9 protein-coding genes are annotated in these 21,271 nt (G+C 45.2%); 3 read left to right on the forward strand and 6 right to left on the reverse strand.

The annotated features are described in order from the left end of the window. Positions 1 to 4 precede the first annotated feature (4 nt). On the reverse strand, positions 5 to 2,560 hold the full coding sequence (locus tag K339_RS0127830) for a phosphocholine-specific phospholipase C (protein WP_028526527.1): 2,556 nt from the start codon (positions 2,558 to 2,560) through the stop codon (positions 5 to 7). A 329-nt stretch (positions 2,561 to 2,889) separates the two neighbouring features. Here K339_RS0127830 and K339_RS35070 point away from each other — a divergent pair, with 329 nt between their 5' ends. Continuing rightward, positions 2,890 to 3,090 (forward strand): hypothetical protein, encoded by a 201-nt coding sequence (locus K339_RS35070; protein ID WP_211243855.1) that lies wholly within the window; start codon positions 2,890 to 2,892, stop codon positions 3,088 to 3,090. Positions 3,091 to 3,157: 67 nt separating this feature from the next. On the opposite strand, the gene K339_RS0127840 is transcribed toward K339_RS35070, so the two are convergent. The 3 genes from K339_RS0127840 to K339_RS0127850 all read right to left on the reverse strand — a co-directional run bounded on the left by K339_RS0127840 (position 3,158) and on the right by K339_RS0127850 (position 14,236). After that, entirely contained in the window at positions 3,158 to 12,364 is a 9,207-nt protein-coding gene (locus K339_RS0127840; protein ID WP_028526528.1) for a choice-of-anchor D domain-containing protein, read from the reverse strand. 156 nt (positions 12,365 to 12,520) lie between these two features. Then, entirely contained in the window at positions 12,521 to 13,069 is a 549-nt protein-coding gene (locus tag K339_RS0127845; RefSeq protein ID WP_037302082.1) for a phosphonate degradation HD-domain oxygenase, read from the reverse strand. A gap of 90 nt (positions 13,070 to 13,159) precedes the next feature. Further along, a complete protein-coding gene (locus K339_RS0127850) occupies positions 13,160 to 14,236 on the reverse strand; it encodes an alkaline phosphatase family protein (protein ID WP_028526530.1) in 1,077 nt (358 codons plus the stop codon). Between the two features lie 141 nt (positions 14,237 to 14,377). Here K339_RS0127850 and K339_RS0127855 point away from each other — a divergent pair, with 141 nt between their 5' ends. Further along, the gene (locus tag K339_RS0127855) at positions 14,378 to 15,064 is read left to right on the forward strand and encodes a phosphonatase-like hydrolase (protein WP_028526531.1); all 687 of its coding nucleotides are present in this window, start codon (positions 14,378 to 14,380) and stop codon (positions 15,062 to 15,064) included. A 65-nt stretch (positions 15,065 to 15,129) separates the two neighbouring features. Continuing rightward, entirely contained in the window at positions 15,130 to 16,275 is a 1,146-nt protein-coding gene (locus K339_RS0127860) for a TIGR03364 family FAD-dependent oxidoreductase (RefSeq protein ID WP_028526532.1), read from the forward strand. 2 nt (positions 16,276 to 16,277) lie between these two features. Here the strand turns inward: K339_RS0127860 and K339_RS36295 are convergent, their stop codons facing one another. Continuing rightward, positions 16,278 to 19,208: an ATP-binding protein gene (locus tag K339_RS36295; protein WP_028526533.1), complete on the reverse strand. Its 2,931-nt coding sequence runs from the start codon at positions 19,206 to 19,208 to the stop codon at positions 16,278 to 16,280. Between the two features lie 107 nt (positions 19,209 to 19,315). Beyond that, positions 19,316 to 21,091, reverse strand: a complete 1,776-nt coding sequence (locus K339_RS0127870) for a T9SS type B sorting domain-containing protein (RefSeq protein WP_028526534.1) — start codon at positions 21,089 to 21,091, stop codon at positions 19,316 to 19,318. Positions 21,092 to 21,271: the final 180 nt, after the last annotated feature.

The raw sequence follows: 21,271 nt of genomic DNA on the forward strand, positions 1-21,271 counted from the left end.
AATTTTATGCCATTGCAGGGTCGCTCACAGAATCTTTGCCCGTTTCGACGTGGCCCGCAAAACGTTGCTCAAAACCCTCCGCACCTTCTACGCGGATGCTGACATCGTACCAGCCGTGGCTTTTCTTGAGGTCGAGTACGAGCGATGCTTGCCCATTTTTAGCCTCAACAACCACCGTTTTAGGGGCGTTTTTGTAGGCATTGTCCGTAATCACTACGCGCAGTCTTTTTTGAGACTCTGCGTTACGGAATTGTAGGGTTAAATTGCCCGAAAGTTGGTTTTTTGAACTCTTCGATGTTTCATATACCCCTTTTACACTCAACTGTGGGCTATTGGCTTGCCCCTTAAATTCGCGGAAAAACCCGTTAGGGCCATACACACAAAGGTGATAGGCATCGTTTTCAAAACTGGAAAGCGGCCAAGATGGCGTTAGTGAATCGCCTGAACTTACGGCGTACGACCAAGCTTTTAAGTCTTCAAAAGGAGCACTTTCGTTTGCGCGGTATTTGTGTGGGGCATAAACGTGAAATGGTGAACCCGCTGATTTTGCCCCAAACACACGATTTTGGGCACTTAGCTGAACAGACACCGATTTTTTATCGGCACTGAGTACCGCGTCGGCGTAAAGTTCATACGGAATGGCTGACGAGGGGCGCGTACCTTCTTCTTGTTTCGGCATCCATGAAGTAGCGGCAGGATTTTGGTTGGCTGCGGCAATTTCTTCTGCTGAAAGGGCCTTAAAGTTAGAAGGTGGATTTTTGAACTTGGCGTTGTGTACGAGTTGATAAAAACTGTCTTTTTTAACGGATTCGGGCAAAGGAATTTCTCCTCCGCTGTATGGGCGAAAGACCGAAGTTAAATCCCCGCATACCGTACGTCGCCATGCGCTGATGTTAGTTTCTTTGATGTCTTTCTTGGTTTTATGGCTCAAGAAGTGTTCCATAAACTGCAATACAGAGGTGTGGTCAAATACCTGCGAGTTGACAAACCCACCACGGCTCCAAGGGGAGGCAATCAGCATCGGAACGCGGTAGCCCAGCCCAATGGCTCCGTCGCGGCCAGGGTTTTGCGCACTGTATTCTTTGCGTTTACGTTCTTGATCCATGGTTACGTGTTCAACACTCGGGTCGATGCCTTTGGAAACCAACCCGTCGCTCAAGTCAGGTTTGGGGGCTACGAAAGGCGGAACGTGGTCGAAATAACCGTCGTTTTCATCATACGTAACAATGAAAATGGTTTTTTTCCAAACCTCAGGGTTTTTGGTTAAAATATCCATTACCTCCGAAATATACCAAGCGCCATACCAAGGCGCTCCAGGGTGGTCGGAGAAGTTTTCGGGCGCAACAACCCACGAAACGGTTGGCAATTTTCCTGTGTTTACATCTTCTCTGAATTGGTGAAGGGTATCACCCTTAGGAACCGACATTTCACGTTCGACGCTGCCATCCTCGTATCGGTGAGTAGCCAATTCGTGATAGTGAGAATCGTTTATGTTGGTCGTAAACGCCTTTTGGTGGAGATTTTTGGCGCGCTGTGAAAGTTTTTCAAAGTTTTCTTTGCTCCAAAGCTCGCGGTCTTTTTTGGCGATTTCTAGTTCATCTTTTTTCTGTTTGAGCGTTTTTTGTGCTGTTTCAGTTTCTTTACCAGATGAAGGAAGCGTTTGCAGTTTTTGTTCTAACGCCGCAATTTCTTTGGGTAATTCAATAACCTGTTTGGCAAGGAATTTTTGATAGCCAGTTGAGAAACGAACGTTATATTGAGAAAACCACTCAATGGGGTTGTCGGTGAAGTTAGAAAGCCAGGCATCTTGATCGCCGTTGAAACCCATCGAAATACTCAACTCGTTTTGATAAATTCGCCACGAAATGCCATTATCTTCTAACCGTTCAGGGAAAGTCGTCCAGTGAGCTAAATCGTCGTAATCAACATCTGAGTTACGAACATTGGCCTTTGATTCAATGCTAGGTTTATCCCGAATCGTTCCCGACCAAAGATATAGGCGATTGGGGGTCGTACCTGTCAATGACGAACAGAAATTGTGGTCACAGACCGTGAAGGCATCGGCCATGGCATAATAAAATGGGAGGTCTTCGCGGGTAAAATAGCCCATCGTGAGCGGCATGTGGGCATAGGCTTTGTTGCCCGATTTTTTGACGTCAAGCCAGCGGTTGTATTTTCCGTTGTTTCGTGCGTCCACTTGATTTTCCCAAGAGTGAGGGAGCGAGCTCATCCAAGTCACTTTGGTATCTTTAATATCAAGGCGAAAAGGGGCGTAGGTTTCGCCTTTGGCGTTAGACTGCAACCAAACCAAGTTTTTGTTGGGTTGGCGAATGGCCCGAGGGTCATTAAAACCCCGAACCCCTCTGAGGGCACCAAGTGCGTGGTCGAATGAGCGGTTTTCTTGCATCAAGACGACAATGTGCTCGGCGTCGAGGTAAGTACTTCCCTGTTGGGGATTAATTTCTAATGCTTTTTGGATAGATTGGGGTAAGGCACTCCATAGGCTTGCACCGCTAGAGAGTAGAGCGGCTTTTTTGAGAAATTCTCTTCTAGAATCCATATAGAAAAGTTGGTGATGAAAATGGAACAGATAGCAATACTACGACAAAAGTGTACATAAAGGCTAAGGAAAGGCGTTAAGAAATGGTTATTTTCGCTAAAAAAAAGAAATACTTGGCGGTTATGGTATTTTTTGTCGCGGTAGAAACTTAACATAAACATAACTTGAAAATTTTGTTTTAACCGAAAAATAGCTATGTATTTGTAGATTTTTTTATTTGAACCTTTTAAATCAGTAAACCATCAATGAAATCTGAAAAGAAAGCCCAAGCAAGTGCAATTATTGAGAAAATAACCGCCGCACTTACCGACGAAACAAGCTCAAAAAAAGTGAAAAAAGCTGTGGGCAAAGCTGCTGAGAAATTGGCAAAGAAGCTTGCTAAAATAGCTAAGAAAGAAGAAAAAGAAAAGGCAAAAGAAGCTAAGAAAGCCGAAAAAGGTAACAAAAAAGAAGGGCAAAAATCTTCAAAAAAAGAAAAAGCGAAAGTAGTAGCGCCCGTGAGCGAAACGAAAGACGCAACCGCTGAGTAGTTTTAGGAAGTACTTTTTATGATAACAGGAGGTAGCCTTCGGTGCTACCTCCTTATTTGTGTGTTTTTTAATTTATTTTAATCACTTTCAACGTTACTTGCTCCATTTCGGTTTGTACGTTTAAGAAATAAAGGCCATTGGGAAGATTCGTAACGTCCATTTCTTCCTGATGTGTGTTTGATTCAGGCTGAAAAGAATGACTAAAAATTTGTCGGCCCGAGGCATCTCTCAATGTAGTTTGAACTACCTGTCCTTTGCTTTTTTGTACTTTGAGGCGAAGGGTGTTGGTAACGGGGTTGGGCAAAACTGAAGCGAAGTCGCCATTATCAGTTATCCGTTGTTCGTTATCCAAACCATCAGTTGTGCGAGGGGCCGACTCTTTCCTCGCCGCGCCCACTCCGAGGCCATCTTTGGACTGAATACGGAACCAATATTCTTGGTAAGCCAGTACACTGCCCTGGGCTTGGCGCGTGGCGGGATAAATACTACCCCAGCCTTTTTTATCCCAATACCGTACGCTTAACTTATACAAACCTTTCGGTAAGCCTTCGTCGTATTTGTTTCCTCCGTTGCCATTGTCCGCAAAAAAACCGTAGGCTGGATGGTTTTGAGCGTATAACTCCGCCCAGCCATCACGGTTGGCGTACATAAAGTAGGGGGCGTTGTTTTCGTGGGTATTAAATGAACGGATGATGCCCATTTCTGGGGTTGCCAACATATCAAACGTTAGTGAACCATTTGTGCCCAATGCGCAAGCATCTACGTTGATTGTCCAATAACGAGGCGCAATTTTATTGGTATTCTCAACATAATAAAGCGTTGGATTTTGCTGCGTACTCTGCTTCAATTCAGGGCCGCCGTCGCGGGTGATGAATTGGCTCGACCAAGCAGAACGGTCGTTGGTTTTTACCGCTGATTTGGTTTGGCCGATATTGATTAATGTTACGACAAAAGCATTCCAGTAAATGTCTTTGCGAATGCTCTCTGCACTTTGGCAACCGCCTTCAAAGATACATTTTGCCCAGTAACTTTGCTTGGTGACATTGCTGAATGATACCTCAAAACTTGGCGTTGTGATGCCTGTGTTCCAGAAGGTGGTACTTCCTGTAGGGCAATTGGCTGAAATGGTCACTGTGGTACCAGTGCAAACTAATTCTTGAGAAACGGTCACGATGGGAGCTACATGAGTAGGTGTTATCGTAAACGTTACCACGTTACTTTTTTCACTTACGCAGCCATTTTCTGTCTGACAACGGGCGTAGTACGAGGTAGTTTCCAAAGGAACAGTGGCGGGCAGGCTTGGCAAGGCGATGTGGGTAGTGGCATTGTACCAAACTGTTTTCAAACTACCACAAGATGATTGCCCACTGAAACTTGCCGTGGAGTTACAACTTCCAGTTGATGATAATGAGACTGTTGGGGCAGACGGAATTAAGACCAATTTTAAACGCATCACACCTGACTCAGATTCTATGCACGATGGAAGTGCGTTCGATTTGCGGCAACGCACCCGATAATTATGGTATTGATTGTCCACCAATCCTACGGGCACTCCTGCACTATAATCGCCTCCATCCACCGAATAGAGCATTATTTCATCCGTGGCACAGTTGGCAGCGAAAAGAATCGTTGTATTAACCAAACTACACACTTCTTTCGTTTCGCCCACTGCAACTGTAACCCCATCTACTGCCAATGACGCATTTTGCGGTACCGAAGCTCGGCTATTAATGGTCACTTCAATTGGGCTGGTATAAGTTACTGGACAATTGGCATCGCAAGCCGCTTGGTAGCGGTGAATTTGGTTATTGGATGACTGGGTAACTGGTGGATTGGGAGACCAGCTACTCCACGGACCGCTGCCTATTTGAACGCGCCACACTGGAGTTCCCGCCACGCACAAATCCGAAACATTAAACTGCAAACTGTTAACAGGATTGGCATCTGTATCGCAGAAGGTTTGTGAATTTCCTTCATTCAATGTCACTTGTTGGGTGGTTAAGGTAAAAGTTGGTTTGGTTAACACCGTAACCGTTGCCGAACCGCTTTGAAGCTGACTACAACCATACGCATCGCTGACCTTTTCTAAGGTATAGGTAAACACGCCTGCTTGGTTGGTCGCAGCATTGAGACTGACGCTATTACCATTAGAGGTCGTGATACTTTGGGTAGCATTTCCATTTAGTCTGAAAGAAAATGTGTAGGGAGAAGTAGCCGCAGTTCCCGTAAATTGAATAGTTGGCATAGGTGCATTGAGGCACACCGTTGTAGTACCTTGAATGGTAGCTGTCGGGAGTGGACGAACCACAACTGCACCCATAAGCGGTAGGGAAATGCATTGATTTCCGTTTTTGACGGCCAAAGTAAAACTTATCGAAGTTCCTGATGCGGGAGCCGATAACTGCACCGTAATAAGGCTAGGAGTTAAATTTTGGTTGGTTTCTGCAACAATTCCAGCGCCAGCAACCGAATAAGTAACGGGCGAAAAAGTAGTTGCCGTGTACGGAATCGTAAATGACGTTGCCCCTGCACAAATGGGAGGAATAGCGCCGAGGGTAATTGTTGGGGGATTGGGGTCAGTCAAGGTTTTAGAAGTTATGTCCGAACCTGTACAGCCTGAACGAGTAATGGAAAACTTACTGTATTCGCCCGCAGGTAAAGAAGTTAGGGTAAACCCATTGGCTACGATATTAACTGTTTTAGGACTTCCCGTACCCGTGTAGGTAAGTAGGTAATCGCCATCAGGTAAATTGGTAGTAGTAAAATAAATTTTTCCGTTTGCCCCTGCGCAAGTGGTTGGAGAAGTAGCCGTCCCCGCTACTAAAATAGGCAAGGCATTGACAGTGATAGTAGGAGTAGTACTGCTGCATCCTGTTACTGATTCGGTAAAGATAAATTTTACATTTCCGCTCGCAATCGTCGTTACCTGTCCAGTACTCGTGACGGTGGCTTTGCTTTCATCGCTACTGGTCCAAACCCCTCCATTATTGGGCATTAGCGTAAGATTTTCACCTATACAAATCGCCGTGGCAGGTACGTTGATGGTCGGAAGAGCTTTGACCGTGACCGTAGCCGAGGCTGAAAGGTTCAGCGTACAAGCGCCGTCATTGACTGATACCAACTTGAGCGTTTGGTTTGTAGTAACGCCCGAAATTGTCATAGTCGCGGTTCCTCCCGTGAGGGTGGTGGTAGCATTAGAACCATCGTTGATGTTGTAAGTAACAACGGCACCGCTAGTCCCCATCAGAGTAAAAATGGCATTGTTGCCCGCACAAATGGCTGAATTGGTTTGACTGATGGTAGCAGTTGCTGCACATGAGCTTAAGCCTGAAACCGCGAAATCATACACTGCTTCGTTGCAGTCGTCGTTGTTGACCGTGATGGTTGCCGATTGAGCACCAACGGCAGTGGGGGTAAAGGTAACGGTAAAAGTAGCGGATGCGTTTACCGCTAATGGGCTGGCGGAACTCAAACTTCCCACCGTAAATAAAGAATTTGAACTTCCGATGGAAGAGATGGTCAATTCTTTGGTTCCTGTATTTTTGATAGTAAAGGTTCTCACAAGCGAATTTCCAATAAATACATCGCCAAAACTTGTATGATCCGTGTCAGTAGGAGAGGTGTCTCCATCGACAATCGAAGTGGTATTCCCTTGAATGTCGATTTCGGGATAATGCTGCAACCCACCAGAAGCAACCCAATTGGAAGTTGTTCCGTTGAGCGCAAATCCCGTCATGGTTCCAGTTCTAGCAGTACCATTGGTTTGTGCATCAAGAAGGGAGGTGTTGCCTGTATTGTCGCCGCCTGCCGTACCTTGGTTGAAGTTGTAGTAGGCCACCAGGCCACTTTCATTTCCTGCTAACTCATTGAATAAATTGGCTTGTATTTGCGCTTGCGTTCGTTGAACATTCCAAATACGTAACTCATCCATCGTACCATTCCAGGGATAACCGCCTACCCGTGAACCCAACCACATATCTGTACTAACGGTGGGGAAATTGCCTTGAAAGCTGGCCGTAGGTGTCGGTTGGCCATCCACATAGGCATATACTGTGCTCGTTGCCCCGTTGTAAGTAAAAGCATAATGGTGCCAGCAATCTTCGATGTGATAATCCGTGACATAGGCATTGTCCCCGTAAACAGCTAGTGCCAGGGTGGGTCCCCAAACTAACGTCGTTCCAGCCCCAGTAAAGTTGATGGGAAATGAAAAATTAGGTGCTCCTTTTGCCCAAAACTCAACGGTGGTTGAATTTGTACCAAACAATGGGGTTGGCATAGGAATTTCAATGAGATCATCACTTCCGTCAAAATGTAGGGCATTGGCATTGACCGAGCTACTTGTCGCGGATACTTCAAAATCGTACGTTGATTTGTTACAATCGTTGTTCAAAATCGAAATAATAGCGGTTTGGGTAGTAGCTGAGTTAGAGGAAAAAGTAACCGTAAATGTTACAGAAATGCCAGAAGAAAGCGGACTTGGCGAACTCAGATTACCTATTGTGAATTTTGCATTGCTGCTCGTGATGGCACTAATCACAAGCGGAGCGGTTCCTGTGTTCTGAATGGTAAAGGTTCTCGTAATGGCTGCTCCTGAAGTAGTGCCAAAATTTGTATCATTCAATACCGACGTACCCGTTGTGCCATCGGGAATATCCTGATCTTTCCCTTTGATGTTGATTTCAGGGGCATTTACCGTCACTGTGAACGTACAGCCCACGGCTGAATTGGTACCATCTGTCCCTGTTAAAGTAACTGTGGTAGTACCAATGTTAAAGCTAATTGCCCCACTACTTGTGCCATCGGCAATCCCGCTGATGGTTCTTGTAGTTGCTCCGCTCAACGTATATCCCCAAGTTGCTCCCGAACAGTTATCCGATAGCGGGTCTGCTATGGTATAATCGGCGGTACAGCTACCTGATGCCACTGTCATTGTTTGGTTGGAAGGGCAAGCTGAGAAGGACGGTGCTACGCAACTTCCTGTCCCAGAGATATTAAACGTATAATTGGCTTCGTCGCAATCGTTGTTGAGTACCGTAATGGTAGCATTTTGGGCGCCTGTGGCTGTGGGTGTAAAGGTCAGGGTAAACGTAGCAGAGCTATTGGCTGCAACCGTTGTGGGCACATTGCTCACCACAAACGTAGCATTATTAGACGTAATGTTAGTAATGGTCAAAACATCATTGCCTGTATTTTGAATGGTAAACGTCCGTCCCAAAGCGCTGCTGGTGTTCACACTGCCGAAATCAGTATGATTGGCCGTGGCGGTGGATGTACTACCGTTCAAAATGGAAACCAAAGGAGAGCCGCCCTGTACGTTAATTTCGGGAGCGACTACCGCAGGGCAATTCGTCCCTGAAATGACCCCACCAGAGGCAATCCAGTTGGAAGTAGTTCCAGTGAGAGCAAAGCCTGTTAAAGTACCGTTATTAGCTCCGCCAATCGTTGTGGCCAAATCGTTTAGCGTAGTTGTGCCGCTATTGTCGTTGTTCGCAAGTCCTTGATTGAAAGGGTAATAAGCTACTAGATTTGCTTCTGTGCCCGTCAATTCACAATTACGCTGTTGATTAATTTGTTCACAAGTACGGGCTGTGTTCCAAATACGCAATTCATCTAATGCTCCCTTAATTGGCAGGCAACAGCCCGAGCCAATGCGTAATACATCAAAACTAGGCGGGGCGCTGTTGCCCTTGGTATATAACAAAACGCCATTTTTATAAAAATAGCCCGTCCCATTGTTATAAACATACGCAAAGTGCTGCCAGGTATTAAGGACAACCGTGTTGGCAGGAATGTCTGCGGGGGTCATTCGGCTCGCTATATCAGTACCTACATACACTGAGCCGTTGGCCGTGGAATGAAATGTAAAGCCGTTCCAGTGCCCACTAGAGGCACTCCCAATCGAAATTTCTTGGTTATAATCGCTTAATGATTCGGGTTTTAGCCAAAACTCGACGGTGAACTGAGTAGGTGGGGTTGGGAGTAAGCCCGATGCTGTAATAAGGTCATTAGAGCCATCAAAGTGAAGGGCAGCCCCAGCATTTGCGCCAACGCCTGTCACCGCAAAATTATACAAAGACTCGTCGCAGTCATTGCTGTTGACTTCTATCGCCGCTGTCCGCGTCCCTAGCGCTGTTGGGACAAACGTAATTGTAAAAGTTGCTGTATTACCTGTCGCGATGGTCAACGGGAAAGAGGCTCCACCAACCGTAAACTCGCTTTGGTGAGTACCTGATTTTCCAATGCTGCTAACGACCAAGTTGCTCACACCAGTGGAATTACTAATGGTAAATGTTTTAACAACAGGACTGTTGACCAATGCCCCTCCAAAATCAGTATTGTTGGTCGTTGAGGTTGACGTTGTGCCATCAGAAATGGATACCAAGGGCGTACCTCCCTGCACGTCGATTTCGGGCATGACTACCGTAGGACAACTTGTGCCAGTAACGACCCCACCCGCTCCGATGAAGTTGGAACTGCTGCCGTTGAGGGAGAATGAAAAAAGAGTACCGTCGTTGGCGCCTCCGATGAGGGTAGCGTCGTCGGTAAGGGTGGTAAGGCTTGTGTTATTCGACGCGGCTACTCCTTGGTTGCCCTTGAAATACACTTGCAAGTTAGCAGACAAGGCATCCACTTCGCATCCTTTTAATTGACTGATTTCTTCTGCGCAAAGCGCACGGTTATAGAATCGAATATCATCTAAAGCCCCTTTAAAGTTGGTACTGCCATTGCTATAAAGCGAACTTCTCCCTAAATAACCTGTCGTACCAAAACTAGCATTACCAGACATCGTAAAAGAGCCAACAAGTGCTCCGTCCACGTACCCTTTTATGAGTTGTCCGTCGCCTTCCCACGTCATTGCAATGTGCTTCCAAGTGTCTAAGCCTGAAAAAGGTACCGAAAACTGATTGCCTGTCCAGCCCGCTCGGAAAAATATTTTTGTCCCATTATCATAAAGAAAAATAGCTACGTTTTCAGTGCCAAGCTCAACGATTACTGGTGCACCTACTGTTTGAGAAGTTGCTGCATTCATCCAAAAAGAAATCGTCCCTGCCGTTGAAGTCATTCCTGTCGTCGGGAAACTGACGTAATCGTCGGTTCCATCAAAGTCAAGGGCTGCTCCTGCCACAAGAGGAGAGTTGTATGACAACGTCACTTGTCCAACGCTAGGTAAGTTATAGTTGATGTACCAATTACTAGGCAGATTCACCGTTGAGAACGTACCTGATAGAGACGTCGCACTAATGATGGTGAGTTGATGACCATTGCTTCCAGTATAGCTATTTATGAGTGAGACGTTGAGGGTTCCATTAAGCGTAGCTGTCCCTGTCACGTTGAGCTTGTCGTGCTGCGTACAGGCCGTTGTACCTCCTAGTTCAATCGTGAGCGTTCCGCTATTGGTGTACCCATTTGAATACGTAAGGCAACCTGGAGAGGTACCTGGGGCTACCGTTCCTCCGCCTGGATTGGTAAACAACGTACTCGAAAAAGTGCCCGTGCCATTGTAGGTACCGTTGCTGTTAAATGTCCCCGTACCTGTCACGGTGCCGTTATTAGTAAACGTTGCAGATGCTTGGGTAGTAATGGTACCCAAATTGGTGGCCGTGACAGCAGAACCTACGGTAAAGGTACCTGAGTTGGTGATTATCCCTGAAGCAGTGTTGCTTATGCTTGCTAATCCACTTCCTTGGGTCATTGAAAAAGCGCCTTCGTTGTTAAACGTACCTGCGTTACTAAAAGGTAATAGGCCGAGGGACATGGTTGCTCCTGGGCTGTTGGTTATTGTGCCTCCTGATTTGTTGGTGACATTCAGGTAGTTAAATGAAAACGTGTTATTGTTGGTAAACGTCCCCGAATTGTCGAGCCCTGCTGACATTGTCCCATTATTGGTCACAGTTTTATTAGCCGCATTGATAAAGCCATTGAATTGAACTGAACCGCCACTATTGTTTACAAACGTGCCATTGTTTTGAACATTGATATATTGACCAGCGATCAAGGTTCCCGAATTATTGATCGTACCCGTGTTTGTAAAACTGCCATAGGTAGAGGTACTGGTACCACTGTGATTGAACGTTCCTGAATTGTTAAAACTGCCATTCAGATTTGAGAAGTTTCCCGTTGAGGCAGTAGTCATAGTACCCGCATTGTTTAAAGTACCATTATCTGCTGCTAAAGTACCATCAATGTTAAGCGTTGCCCCCGATTGAATGGTAATGGTAGGCATAGCGTTCATGGTAAAAGTAGTGGAGGCATTAATCGTAAACGAAGTGCCCGAAGGGAAGGAAATTGACCCGCCCGACATGGTACAATTGGAGGCTATGACAACGGCTTCGCCACTATTGAGGGTTGCTGTGGTAGGAACGACCCCTCCACTCCAATTGGAAGCGGTTGCCCAATTGATGTCAGTGGTTCCGTTGAAGGTATATGTGACCGCTGTACTTCCTAAACCGCCCAAGGCGGCTGTTCCAGAAAGCCGTATTCTATCGATGGTCAAACTACCATTGCTGAAGAAGTAGGTAAAGAGATTATTCATCGTCGCAAGATTGGACGCAGAGGTAGCGATGGTGACTTTACCTGTGACATTGGTCGAAGCTGAACCGATGCTAGCAGCGTTCATCGCCGTTTGGTTGAGTGTCGTTCCGTCAAAGAAGTTATTGTATTGGGCCAAGGTTAGTATCCATGCAGAAGTAGAGCCGTTATCGTATGAGAAGGCATACAGGTAAGTGGTGGAGGTACTCAATGCGTTTCCATTGGTCATACCTTGTATCCCTGTCCCCTTTATACCTAAAGAAGCTAAGCCAGATTGACCATCGTTGGCGGGCATAAAGCCCAGGTAATGATTTTGATTATTGCTAGATGCAGCTGTTCCCAATCCGAGCATCAATACCGAACTTGGTATAGGGGCAGAATTTAACTTAAATAGAAAACTGCCCGATATTGGTCCAGAGGCAGAAAATCCCGTAGTAATACTGCGAGAAGCAGATTGGCCACTAGCGACGGTCATTGCCCCTCCTGGGCTGGATAATCCGCCAAAACTAAGCCCCGTACTGGTGTAAGCATTGGTGCCATTTGCCCAAGCTGTGGCAAAGCCAGTGCCACCATTTTGCCCCGTAAGGTTGCCTGAGGTTCCACCATACTCGAAGTCTTCGGTGATGGTTATTTGGGCAAAAATGGGTTGGGTAAAAACCAACGAGAGACCAAGAAAGCAGCAGCAAAAAATGACAAAGAAGTAGTTGCTTTTGGTCGGAAAAGAAGGGTAGAGATTCGCTTTCATACGTTTCACGAAGTGATTATCTATGTACTTCGCAAAACAGCTAAATTCAGTGGGTTATGTGTTAGAACAAATCGGACAACTGCTGTCCGATTTGTTCTAACGTGTCATTTTTGTCGAAATAACGCACAAAAAAGCATTTTTAAAGTCGAGAAAAACTCAAACCAGTACTTCTTCGCACAGTTGAAGGTAGTGCTCTAAATCGGGTTTGGCCAAGCCTGTCACTTTCGCAGCTTCGTCCCAGCGACGCATCTGAATGATTAACTCAAAATACGGGTTTTGCTCAAAGGCAGCTGCTTCTTCGGCCGACATGGCCCCGCCTTGAAACTCCAAAGTTTTTAGGCTGGCCTCAGATAAGCCTGCGAAGTACTTGGGGTTTTTGAAGGTCAAGTACCGTTTGGCATTGACGTGGTTGGCTACCAAAATGCAGACTTTTTCGGGAAACCCTTGTGCCCGAAGCCACTCCGCCGCTACTTCTTCGTGGTCTTTACGGCCATATTCGGCCATGAGTTCTTCTTCTAATTCGGTGGGCATGAGGTGTCCAATATCGTGCAAGAAAGCTGCTACTTGGACCTCCGTGTCAAAGCCACCTTTACGGGCTAAATCGGCGCCTTGGGCCGCGTGTTCGAGTTGACTTACGTCTTCTCCAAAATATTGGTCGTCGCCTTGTGCTTCAAACAACTGGCGAATGGTGGTGATTGCGGACATTTTTTTGAATGAAAATTTGAATTATCTGCGCCTTAGCTGATTATCTGTTTTTTTCGTCTGACTGTTGTTCTTCGTCAGACGAAGAACAACTCATTTAAAAACAGTTTGAATGGCTTCTCCTACTGAATGTTCACACGTAAAATGTAGCCCAAGTGCTTTGGCGAGCGTTTGAGCGATTTGGTTTTGAAATAACACCTCCGTGTGTTTTACTTCTCCCTTCGCAGGGGTATCGGGGCCAAGTGCTCCCATCCAAATTTGAAAACAATCGGGCGTTTTGGTGCCGTGGTCTTTCCAACGCGCTTTAGGCGTATGTCCGCGTCCGTGATCGGTGGTCAGTAAAATGGTGGTTTTTCCTTTGTACTCAGGTTGTGATTGGAGGTAGCTCCACAAATCTGCGATGAATTTATCGACCATATTGGCCGTTAACAAATACTGGTCGTACTTTCCCGTGTGGGCAAAGTCATCGGTTTCGTCAAACGAAAGAAAAAATACCTTAGGCTTATTTTTTTGAATGTACTCTTTGGCCATGTAGTAGGTAATAAAATCTTGGCGAGTTTCGCCCCAAGGACTTGGCAATTTGTCTTGAATGTCATTCAGCAATTGTTCGCGAGGGTTGGGGTTCGCTACGGGTTCGTGCCCCGCATTGACGGGAATGCCCGTGCGTTTTTCGTTCACAATGTGAGGCACCACATCCCAAGTAGCATAGCTGGCTACCTTGCCTTTGTACTTGGGTTGGTTATTGATGAATTCAAATACGGTGGTATTGGGATTGTCAATTTTATCGTTTGAGTTGATACGCTCGTCGGCAAAGCCACTCAAAATCTCATTGTAGCCAGGGTAGCTAAACCAGTAGGTGTTTGAGACGTTCATGCGGCTGCCATTCCAGCGATTTCCGTAGAGTTGGCCTTGTTTAGCAATGGTATTCCAGAAAAAAGGAAACAGTTTTTGACGTCGCTCTTCGGGTGTATTGGCCCAAAATTGCTTGATGAGCTTGGCGGTGTCGCTGGTGTAAGTTGGGTCAAAAAGCAGGGAAGAATCGGCACCTCCAAACATTTCTTGCCACCGAAGGCCGTCGGTGGTAATCAGAATGACGTTTTCGGTTTGGCGCTGGGCGATGCTTTTTGGTACAATAGAAATCAACAGTAACAAGGCAAGAGTAAACTTCATGGGATAAAAGGGTTTAGAGTATTTAGTAAAACTAATAAAAAGTTAATAAATAATGAAATTAATTAACTCGAATTTATTTGAAATTTGTGTAATTTTGTTTAGTAATTATATACATTTGACCCACTTAAAGCTGAAAAAGTAATGATGGAAGCAAATCAAATAGAATTAGTCATTTTTGACATGGCTGGAACGACCATAGACGAGCAGAATGCCGTATATAAGGCCATTCATCAAGCGCTTAATGAAGCGGGTTATCACTGCTCTTTAGAATTAGTATTGGAAATTGCGGCAGGTAAAGAAAAATTCCAAGCCATAAAAGATGTGATTACGCATCTAAATAGGCATGTTCCATCCGATACTGCGGTGGGGGTTGTACATAAAGATTTTAAGCAAAAGTTAGATACTGTTTACGCCAGCGGTATCGCCCGCGCCATGCCCGATGCCGAGGCTGTGTTTGAGGAGTTACGTGCCAGAAATATAAAAGTAGTGCTCAATACAGGTTACTCGCGTGAAGTGGCTACTTTATTGATGCAGCAGTTGGGGTGGTCTGTTCCACAAACAGTTGATGCCCTGGTGACAGCCTCTGATGTGACCCAAGGCCGCCCGCATCCCGACATGATTTTGGAAGCCATGCGCTTGGTAGGCGTACGAGAGCCCAAGGCAGTTGCCAAAATCGGTGATTCGGGCATTGACCTTGAAGAAGGCCACAATGCGGGCTGTGGGCTCGTGGCGGGCGTCCTTACTGGCGCACAAACCCGCCCTCAACTCGCTACGGCAAATCCAACCCATATTTTTGAGCATTTGACAGAATTGTTGGAGGAAATCTGATGTATTGTATTAGTTTTGTTTTCATTTGCCTCGTCATGACGATTGGCACATATTATACTTAATTTATGCAAAAATTTGATTTAATTGTGGTAGGAAGTGGCATCATGGGCACGTTTCATGCCTATCACGCAGCTCGCCAAAACAAGTCGGTCTTATTGCTTGAAAAAGATAATTTTCCCGTTGGAGCTACCGTCCGTAACTTTGGACAAGTGGTGCCTTCGGGGCTGTCGGGACGGTGGTTTAATTATGGGCAACGTAGCCTAGAACTATACCAAGCGTTGCAATCGAAGGTGGACTTGACCGTTCGTAACAATGGTTCTGTCTATGTGGCGTCTGACGACGACGAATGGCAGTTGGCCAATGAACTGTATGATTATTACCAAAAAATAGGCTACACCTGCGAATTATTAAGCCGCAAAAAGTGCCTTGAACTCTATCCTTACTTACGACCAAGCTATCCCGTAGGTGCATTGTTTTTTCCGCAGGAGTTGAGTGTCGATTCGCCTGTATTGATGCAGCGATTGTTGGGGTATTGTAAGGAACAAATTGGCATTACTTTTCTTAACAATGCGACGGTGGTTGATTGCCAGAGTGCCAACGGAAAAGCCACGGTACGCTTGGCCAATCGACAAGAATTTGAGGCTGAAAAAGTGCTGATTTGCAACGGTCACGAATTTAGGATGTTGTATCCCGAATTGTTTGCCAACAGCGGTTTGATTGTTAGCAAATTACAAATGATGCAGACGATACCTTTTCCTAATTTATCAATGAAAGGAAATATCCTAACGGGCTTGACCATTCGCCGTTATGAATCCTTCCAACAAATGCCTTCGTATGCGTCAATGACTACTCCAGAGCATTATTCCGATCTTAAAAAGTGGGGGATTCACGTGTTATTTAAACAAGCCGAAGATGGTTCGGTGGTGATCGGCGACTCGCATGAGTACGCAGATGCTCAACACGTAGATGATTTGGGCTTCCATACAACCGATTATATTAATGGATTGATTATCAGTGAAGCTGAGCGAATTGTTACTTTTGAGGTGGACAAAATTCGTACGACTTGGGCAGGTTTTTATAGCCAAACCACTGAGGAAATCTATGAACGTCAAATCGACAATCACATCCAAATTATCACAGGGATTGGGGGAAAAGGAATGACTTCAACGGGTGGATATTCCGAAGAAAATATAAAGAAATTGTTTACTTAGCTTCAAAGTGATGAAACATCAAGCTCCGAAGGCTTGATACCAAAGGTTTCTTTAAAGCATTTGGTAAAATAAGAAGGGCTTTCGAAACCGACTTTAAAGGCCGCATCGGCAATCGATTCCCCTTGTTTTAGTAATGTCAAGGCCCGCCGTAAGCGATGATTGCGGATTAGTTCGTTGGGTGAAAGATTTGTCAAGCTGTTTACTTTTCGTTGCAGTGTCCGCCGATTTAATTGCAAGGCATCGGCCAGTGAGTCCACGCTGAAAGTAGTGTCAGAAAGGTGATTATCAATGACTCCAAACAACCGTTCCATAAAGGCTCCTTCCAACTCAGGCGTGGGAGGGACGAGCACGGGCTTTTGGAGCAACTCTGTGTAATGTTTCTTTAATTTTTCTTGCCTAGCGAGCCAGTTTTTGACTTTCAATTGTAACTCAGCTGCGTGAAAAGGCTTAACAATATAATCGTCGGCTCCTCCTTCAAAACCTGTTAATCGACTTTCAATCGCTGTTTTAGCCGTCAGCAAAACGACGGGAATGTGGCTAGTTTGGGCGCCTTTTTTGAGGTGCTGACAAAGGCTGATTCCGTCCATATTAGGCATCATCCAGTCAGAAATAATCAAATCAGGAATGGCTTCCATTGCTTTTTCTAACCCCTCTTGCCCATCTACGGCCGTAAGTACTTGACATTGATTGTCAAACAAACTGGCAATGTATGTCCGCAAATCTGGATTGTCTTCTACGATAAGCACGACCGAAGTGGGGGTAGTAATTTCGTTTACCAAAACAGAAGTAGCTGTTTCGACCAAATCGGGAACGATTTCGGGCTGCTTTTCCAAAATGTTTTCGGTTTCAACGATTCCCCATGCGTGTGCGTCGATGGGAAAACGTAAGAGAAAAGTTGTGCCCGAGGTGAGCCTACTTTCCACCGTAATTTCTCCTTTTAGTACTCCTACAAGTTCTTTGACCAAAGACAAGCCAATGCCCGAACCTTCGTACATCCGTCGCGATGAGGAATCGACTTGGTAAAAGCGATCGAAGATGGTGCTCAACTTTTCGGGAGGAATGCCAATGCCTGAATCCGACAGTGTGATAGAAAGTAGTTTGTCGCTAATATCCCAGTGATACTGTACTTTTCCACCTTGAGGTGTGAATTTCAGGGCATTACTTAGTAAATTGGTAATGATTTTACTGAGTTTGTCGGTGTCGATGTACCCAAATGGCATTTCCAAAACTTTTTTGGAAACACTTAATTCAATGCCTCGTTCGTCGGCCAATGCTTCAAAAGGCTCGGCTTGGCGGCGAAGAAAAAGTACCAAGTTTTCTTTGGTTAATGAAGGCTGTAAGGCACCTGCATCGATTTTTGATAAATCAAGGAGCTGGTTAATTAAGGCCAACAACCGAGAGGCATTGGCATGAATCATACCTAAAAGAGGTTGTTTGGGTTGTTGCTTCAAAAGGGTTTCGAGCGGACTGATAATGAGGGTCAGTGGGGTGCGAAATTCGTGGGTGATGTTAGAAAAAAAGCGGGTTTTCGCTTCGTCGAGTTGGCGAAGTTCTTGGCTCTGGCGCTCAATGATTTCATGTTGCCGCGCCAATTGCTGAAGTTGTTTTCGGTTGCGCCAAAAAGAAAACGTTGCTAAAAAGAAAAGAAGGGTTACCAAACCCACAATTCCCCACAAAAACCATTGTTGACGCTTTTCTTGTTCTAGTTGTAAAGCCGTTTCGCGGGTGCGGAATTGGGTCTCCCATTGCGTCATGGTTTGGTTATTGCGTCGTAAATACACCCTTTCTTTTTCTTCCAACGCTTTTTTATAGTAATCATTGGCTCCCTGAAAATCGCCTAATGCTTTGGCTACTTGTGCTCGGTTTTCGTAGAAATAATCTTTTTCCCATTCGGGTGAATCGTATCGTTGGGCCGAATCTAAGTACATTGAGGCCAATTTGAAATTTTTTAAGTTGATGTATTGGTCAGAAATATACTGAAACGTAGCTCGGGTGTCGGTAGGCCGTTGAAGATGGCGCGAAAGAAGCACGATATGTTTAAACAAAGCAATGACTTTTTCGTTTTCTCCCGATAAATAGCTTAAAAACGCAACTACCGTATTGGTAAAACGATACCGTCCAAAAAGGGTAGTTTGGTTAGGAAAAGTAGCTAAAGCCAGCTCTAGGTTTTCGAGGGAACGTTCAATGTCCATCGAATTGTCCATAAAATAGGTATAAACAAGATTTTCATAGGTATCACTAATCAGCGAAGAGTCGTTGAGGGATTGAGCGATTTCGAGGGCTTCTTTAAAAATAGGCAAATACTTATCGGGTTCTTGGCGGTAAATATCTCTGGAGGTATTGCCAATTTCATTCAATAGTGCGGCAGATAATCGTTTATCCTTGGTAGCACGAGCGGATTGTAAGGCTTCGTTGGCTGTTTGCAAGGCTTTTTCAAATTGAATTTGGCGTCGAAACTGAGCGGTTTTGAATAATTTTAGTGTGCCTATTAAAGGAGAATGGGCAGGAAGAGAATGTTCTAAAAGTACCAAACATTTCGACGCAGAATCTTGCTGTTGGGTAATCTGTAAGAATTTGGTAAGTGAAACCAACCAAAGAGGATACGAAGCGGAATTGTTGGCTGGACGGGCGGTTGTGAGTATTTCTCCCGCGCATTTTATTCTCCCATTTTTGTACAGACTTTCAAAGGCAGAGTGATTCAGTACGTAATCAAGTGCTTTTGAATGGCTTAAATGGGAGGGAGGGCATGAGGGTATAGCAAGGTGAGCTGTTAAGATTTTCTTTTGGAAAAGAACATATAGTTCATCAACCCGCTTTTTTTGAATGGAGGTAGGCGACTGTTGTCCATAAACAATGCAAAATAAAAAGGGGATAATCGCTTGCAAAAAAAGCGAAAGAAAGTAGCTGCGAATGAATCTTGAACCAAACGACATTCCTTTAAAATATACTCAATTGTAGGGTAAGGGAACGCTAAAATAGGAAAACGTACTAAAAAAAACGAAAAAGTACCAATAAGTTAATAAATGGTGTACGAAAGCAATCAACGAAGTAAATTTACAAAACCTCGATAGACTTGTCCTTTGGGTTCGGTCAAGATGTGATAAGTATAAACTCCTATTGGAAGGGGATTGCCATTCCAGTTCCCATCAAAGGAGGCCAATGAAACTTGGTGACGGTGATAAATAAGTTCTCCCCAGCGATTATATACACTGATTTGAGCGTCGGGATAGTCTTCCAAGCCCTTAATTTCCCACGTATCATTGACGCCGTCTTTGTTGGGACTGAACACATCGGGGATGTAAAGTGGGGTAAAAACGGTAATGTAAATGCTATCAGTGGCAACGCACCGAGAAGGGCCAATGGCTTTGACAACGTACTTTGTCGATTTCGAGGGGGACATTGTTGGAGTAGGACTTGCGATGTCACTAACGCCCGTGTTAGGAGACCATTCGTAACGATAATCGGCCCCTAGGTCAGCATTTAAGGCGATACTACTACCTTTGATAAGGCCTTTGTCGGCTCCTAAATCGAGTTGAGGAGGAGGGGAAACGGTCACATCTTGGCGGCTTTCTCCATTCATACATGCTACACTTCCTTTGACGGAGTAACTAACGGTATGTTGTCCTAAACCCGCCAATTGAGGGTCAAATACATCTCCCATTACCCCTTTTCCCGAAAAACTTCCTCCCGTTGGGGTTCCTGTTAGACGAAATGGAGCCGAGGTCGTTCCACAAAAATTAGGGATGGGAGTTAGGGTAGTTTCTATTTTTGTAACTAATTCAATATCAATGGATTTTGAGGTGGTAAAGCAACGGTTAGTATCTTTGACTGTGACGGTGTAACTTCCCGCTTGGGTCACCGTGAAGTCATTTTTGACACCACTTTGAGCGATTTTCCCTTCTTTTTTCCACTCAAAAGTTTTTAAGTCTTTTCCTTGGGCTTTTAGTACTAGGGTTCCCCCTGGACAAATCTGGTTGCCTGGAGAGGTAATTGATACCACTGGGTCGTCGTATTGTACTACCGAAATTTGGTTTGACTCCATGGTGCATCCGTTGGGAGACGTGATTTTGACGGTGTATGTACCAGTTTGCGCGACCGAAATGGAATCTTTGATACCGCTGATTTCTTGACCATCGCGTAGCCAACGGTACAGGTAGGTGCGTCCTTGGGTGGCTTTGAGGGTTACTTTTTCACCTTTACAAAACCCAGCGCGAGATGTGCTCAAGTCAGCCTTGGGAGGCGTATAGGTGATGGCCGTTAAGGCTCCAGACACGTTAGCGCAATCGAAACCGTCAACGACTTTGAGGGAATAAACCCCCGTCTCAATGGCATCAAAAACGTTGCTAGTTGCACTAGGAATGGGCTGATTTTCAAAATACCACTGATATTTTAAGGTACCGTTTCCGCTTGAATTACTTGTTAATTTTATCGTGCCTTCCTTGCAGGGAACACCAATCGGGTTACCTGCCGAAATGCTGACCAACGGTTTGGAATTGGTTGTTATGACTAAAGGGGTGGAAACAATGGGAAGGGAGCAAAGCGGAGAACGAACAATACAATGGTAAGTGCCTGACTGGTTGCCACGAACTACCAAAACAGAATCAGTAACATTTGGTATATCTGTTCCACCTTTTTGCCACGTAAATGTACTGCCTTGAGGGTAGTTTCGCAGATTGAGTTGAACCAAACTATCTTGACAAACAGTCGTAGAACTGACAATGGAAGGGCGCTTTACTTTTGATACAAAAAGAGTGGGTGGGGTAGTGCAATCGGCAAAGCGAGTGGGTTTATGGGCATGAAGTAGCCCTGATGCCATGCACCACAACGTGAAACATACTAAAAGAAGCCGACCACGCATTGAGGTAGAAAGAGTTGCTTTACCCAAAATACAGGAAGATTGGAAATATACTTATCGGTACAGGTTAAACGCATTAAAAAAAGTAGCCTCAGGGAGGCTAAATCTTAGTAGAAAAAAAGGGGTAAAGGCCATCCAAAA

Source organism: Runella limosa DSM 17973, from assembly GCF_000482465.1.
Lineage (GTDB): Bacteria > Bacteroidota > Bacteroidia > Cytophagales > Spirosomataceae > Runella > Runella limosa.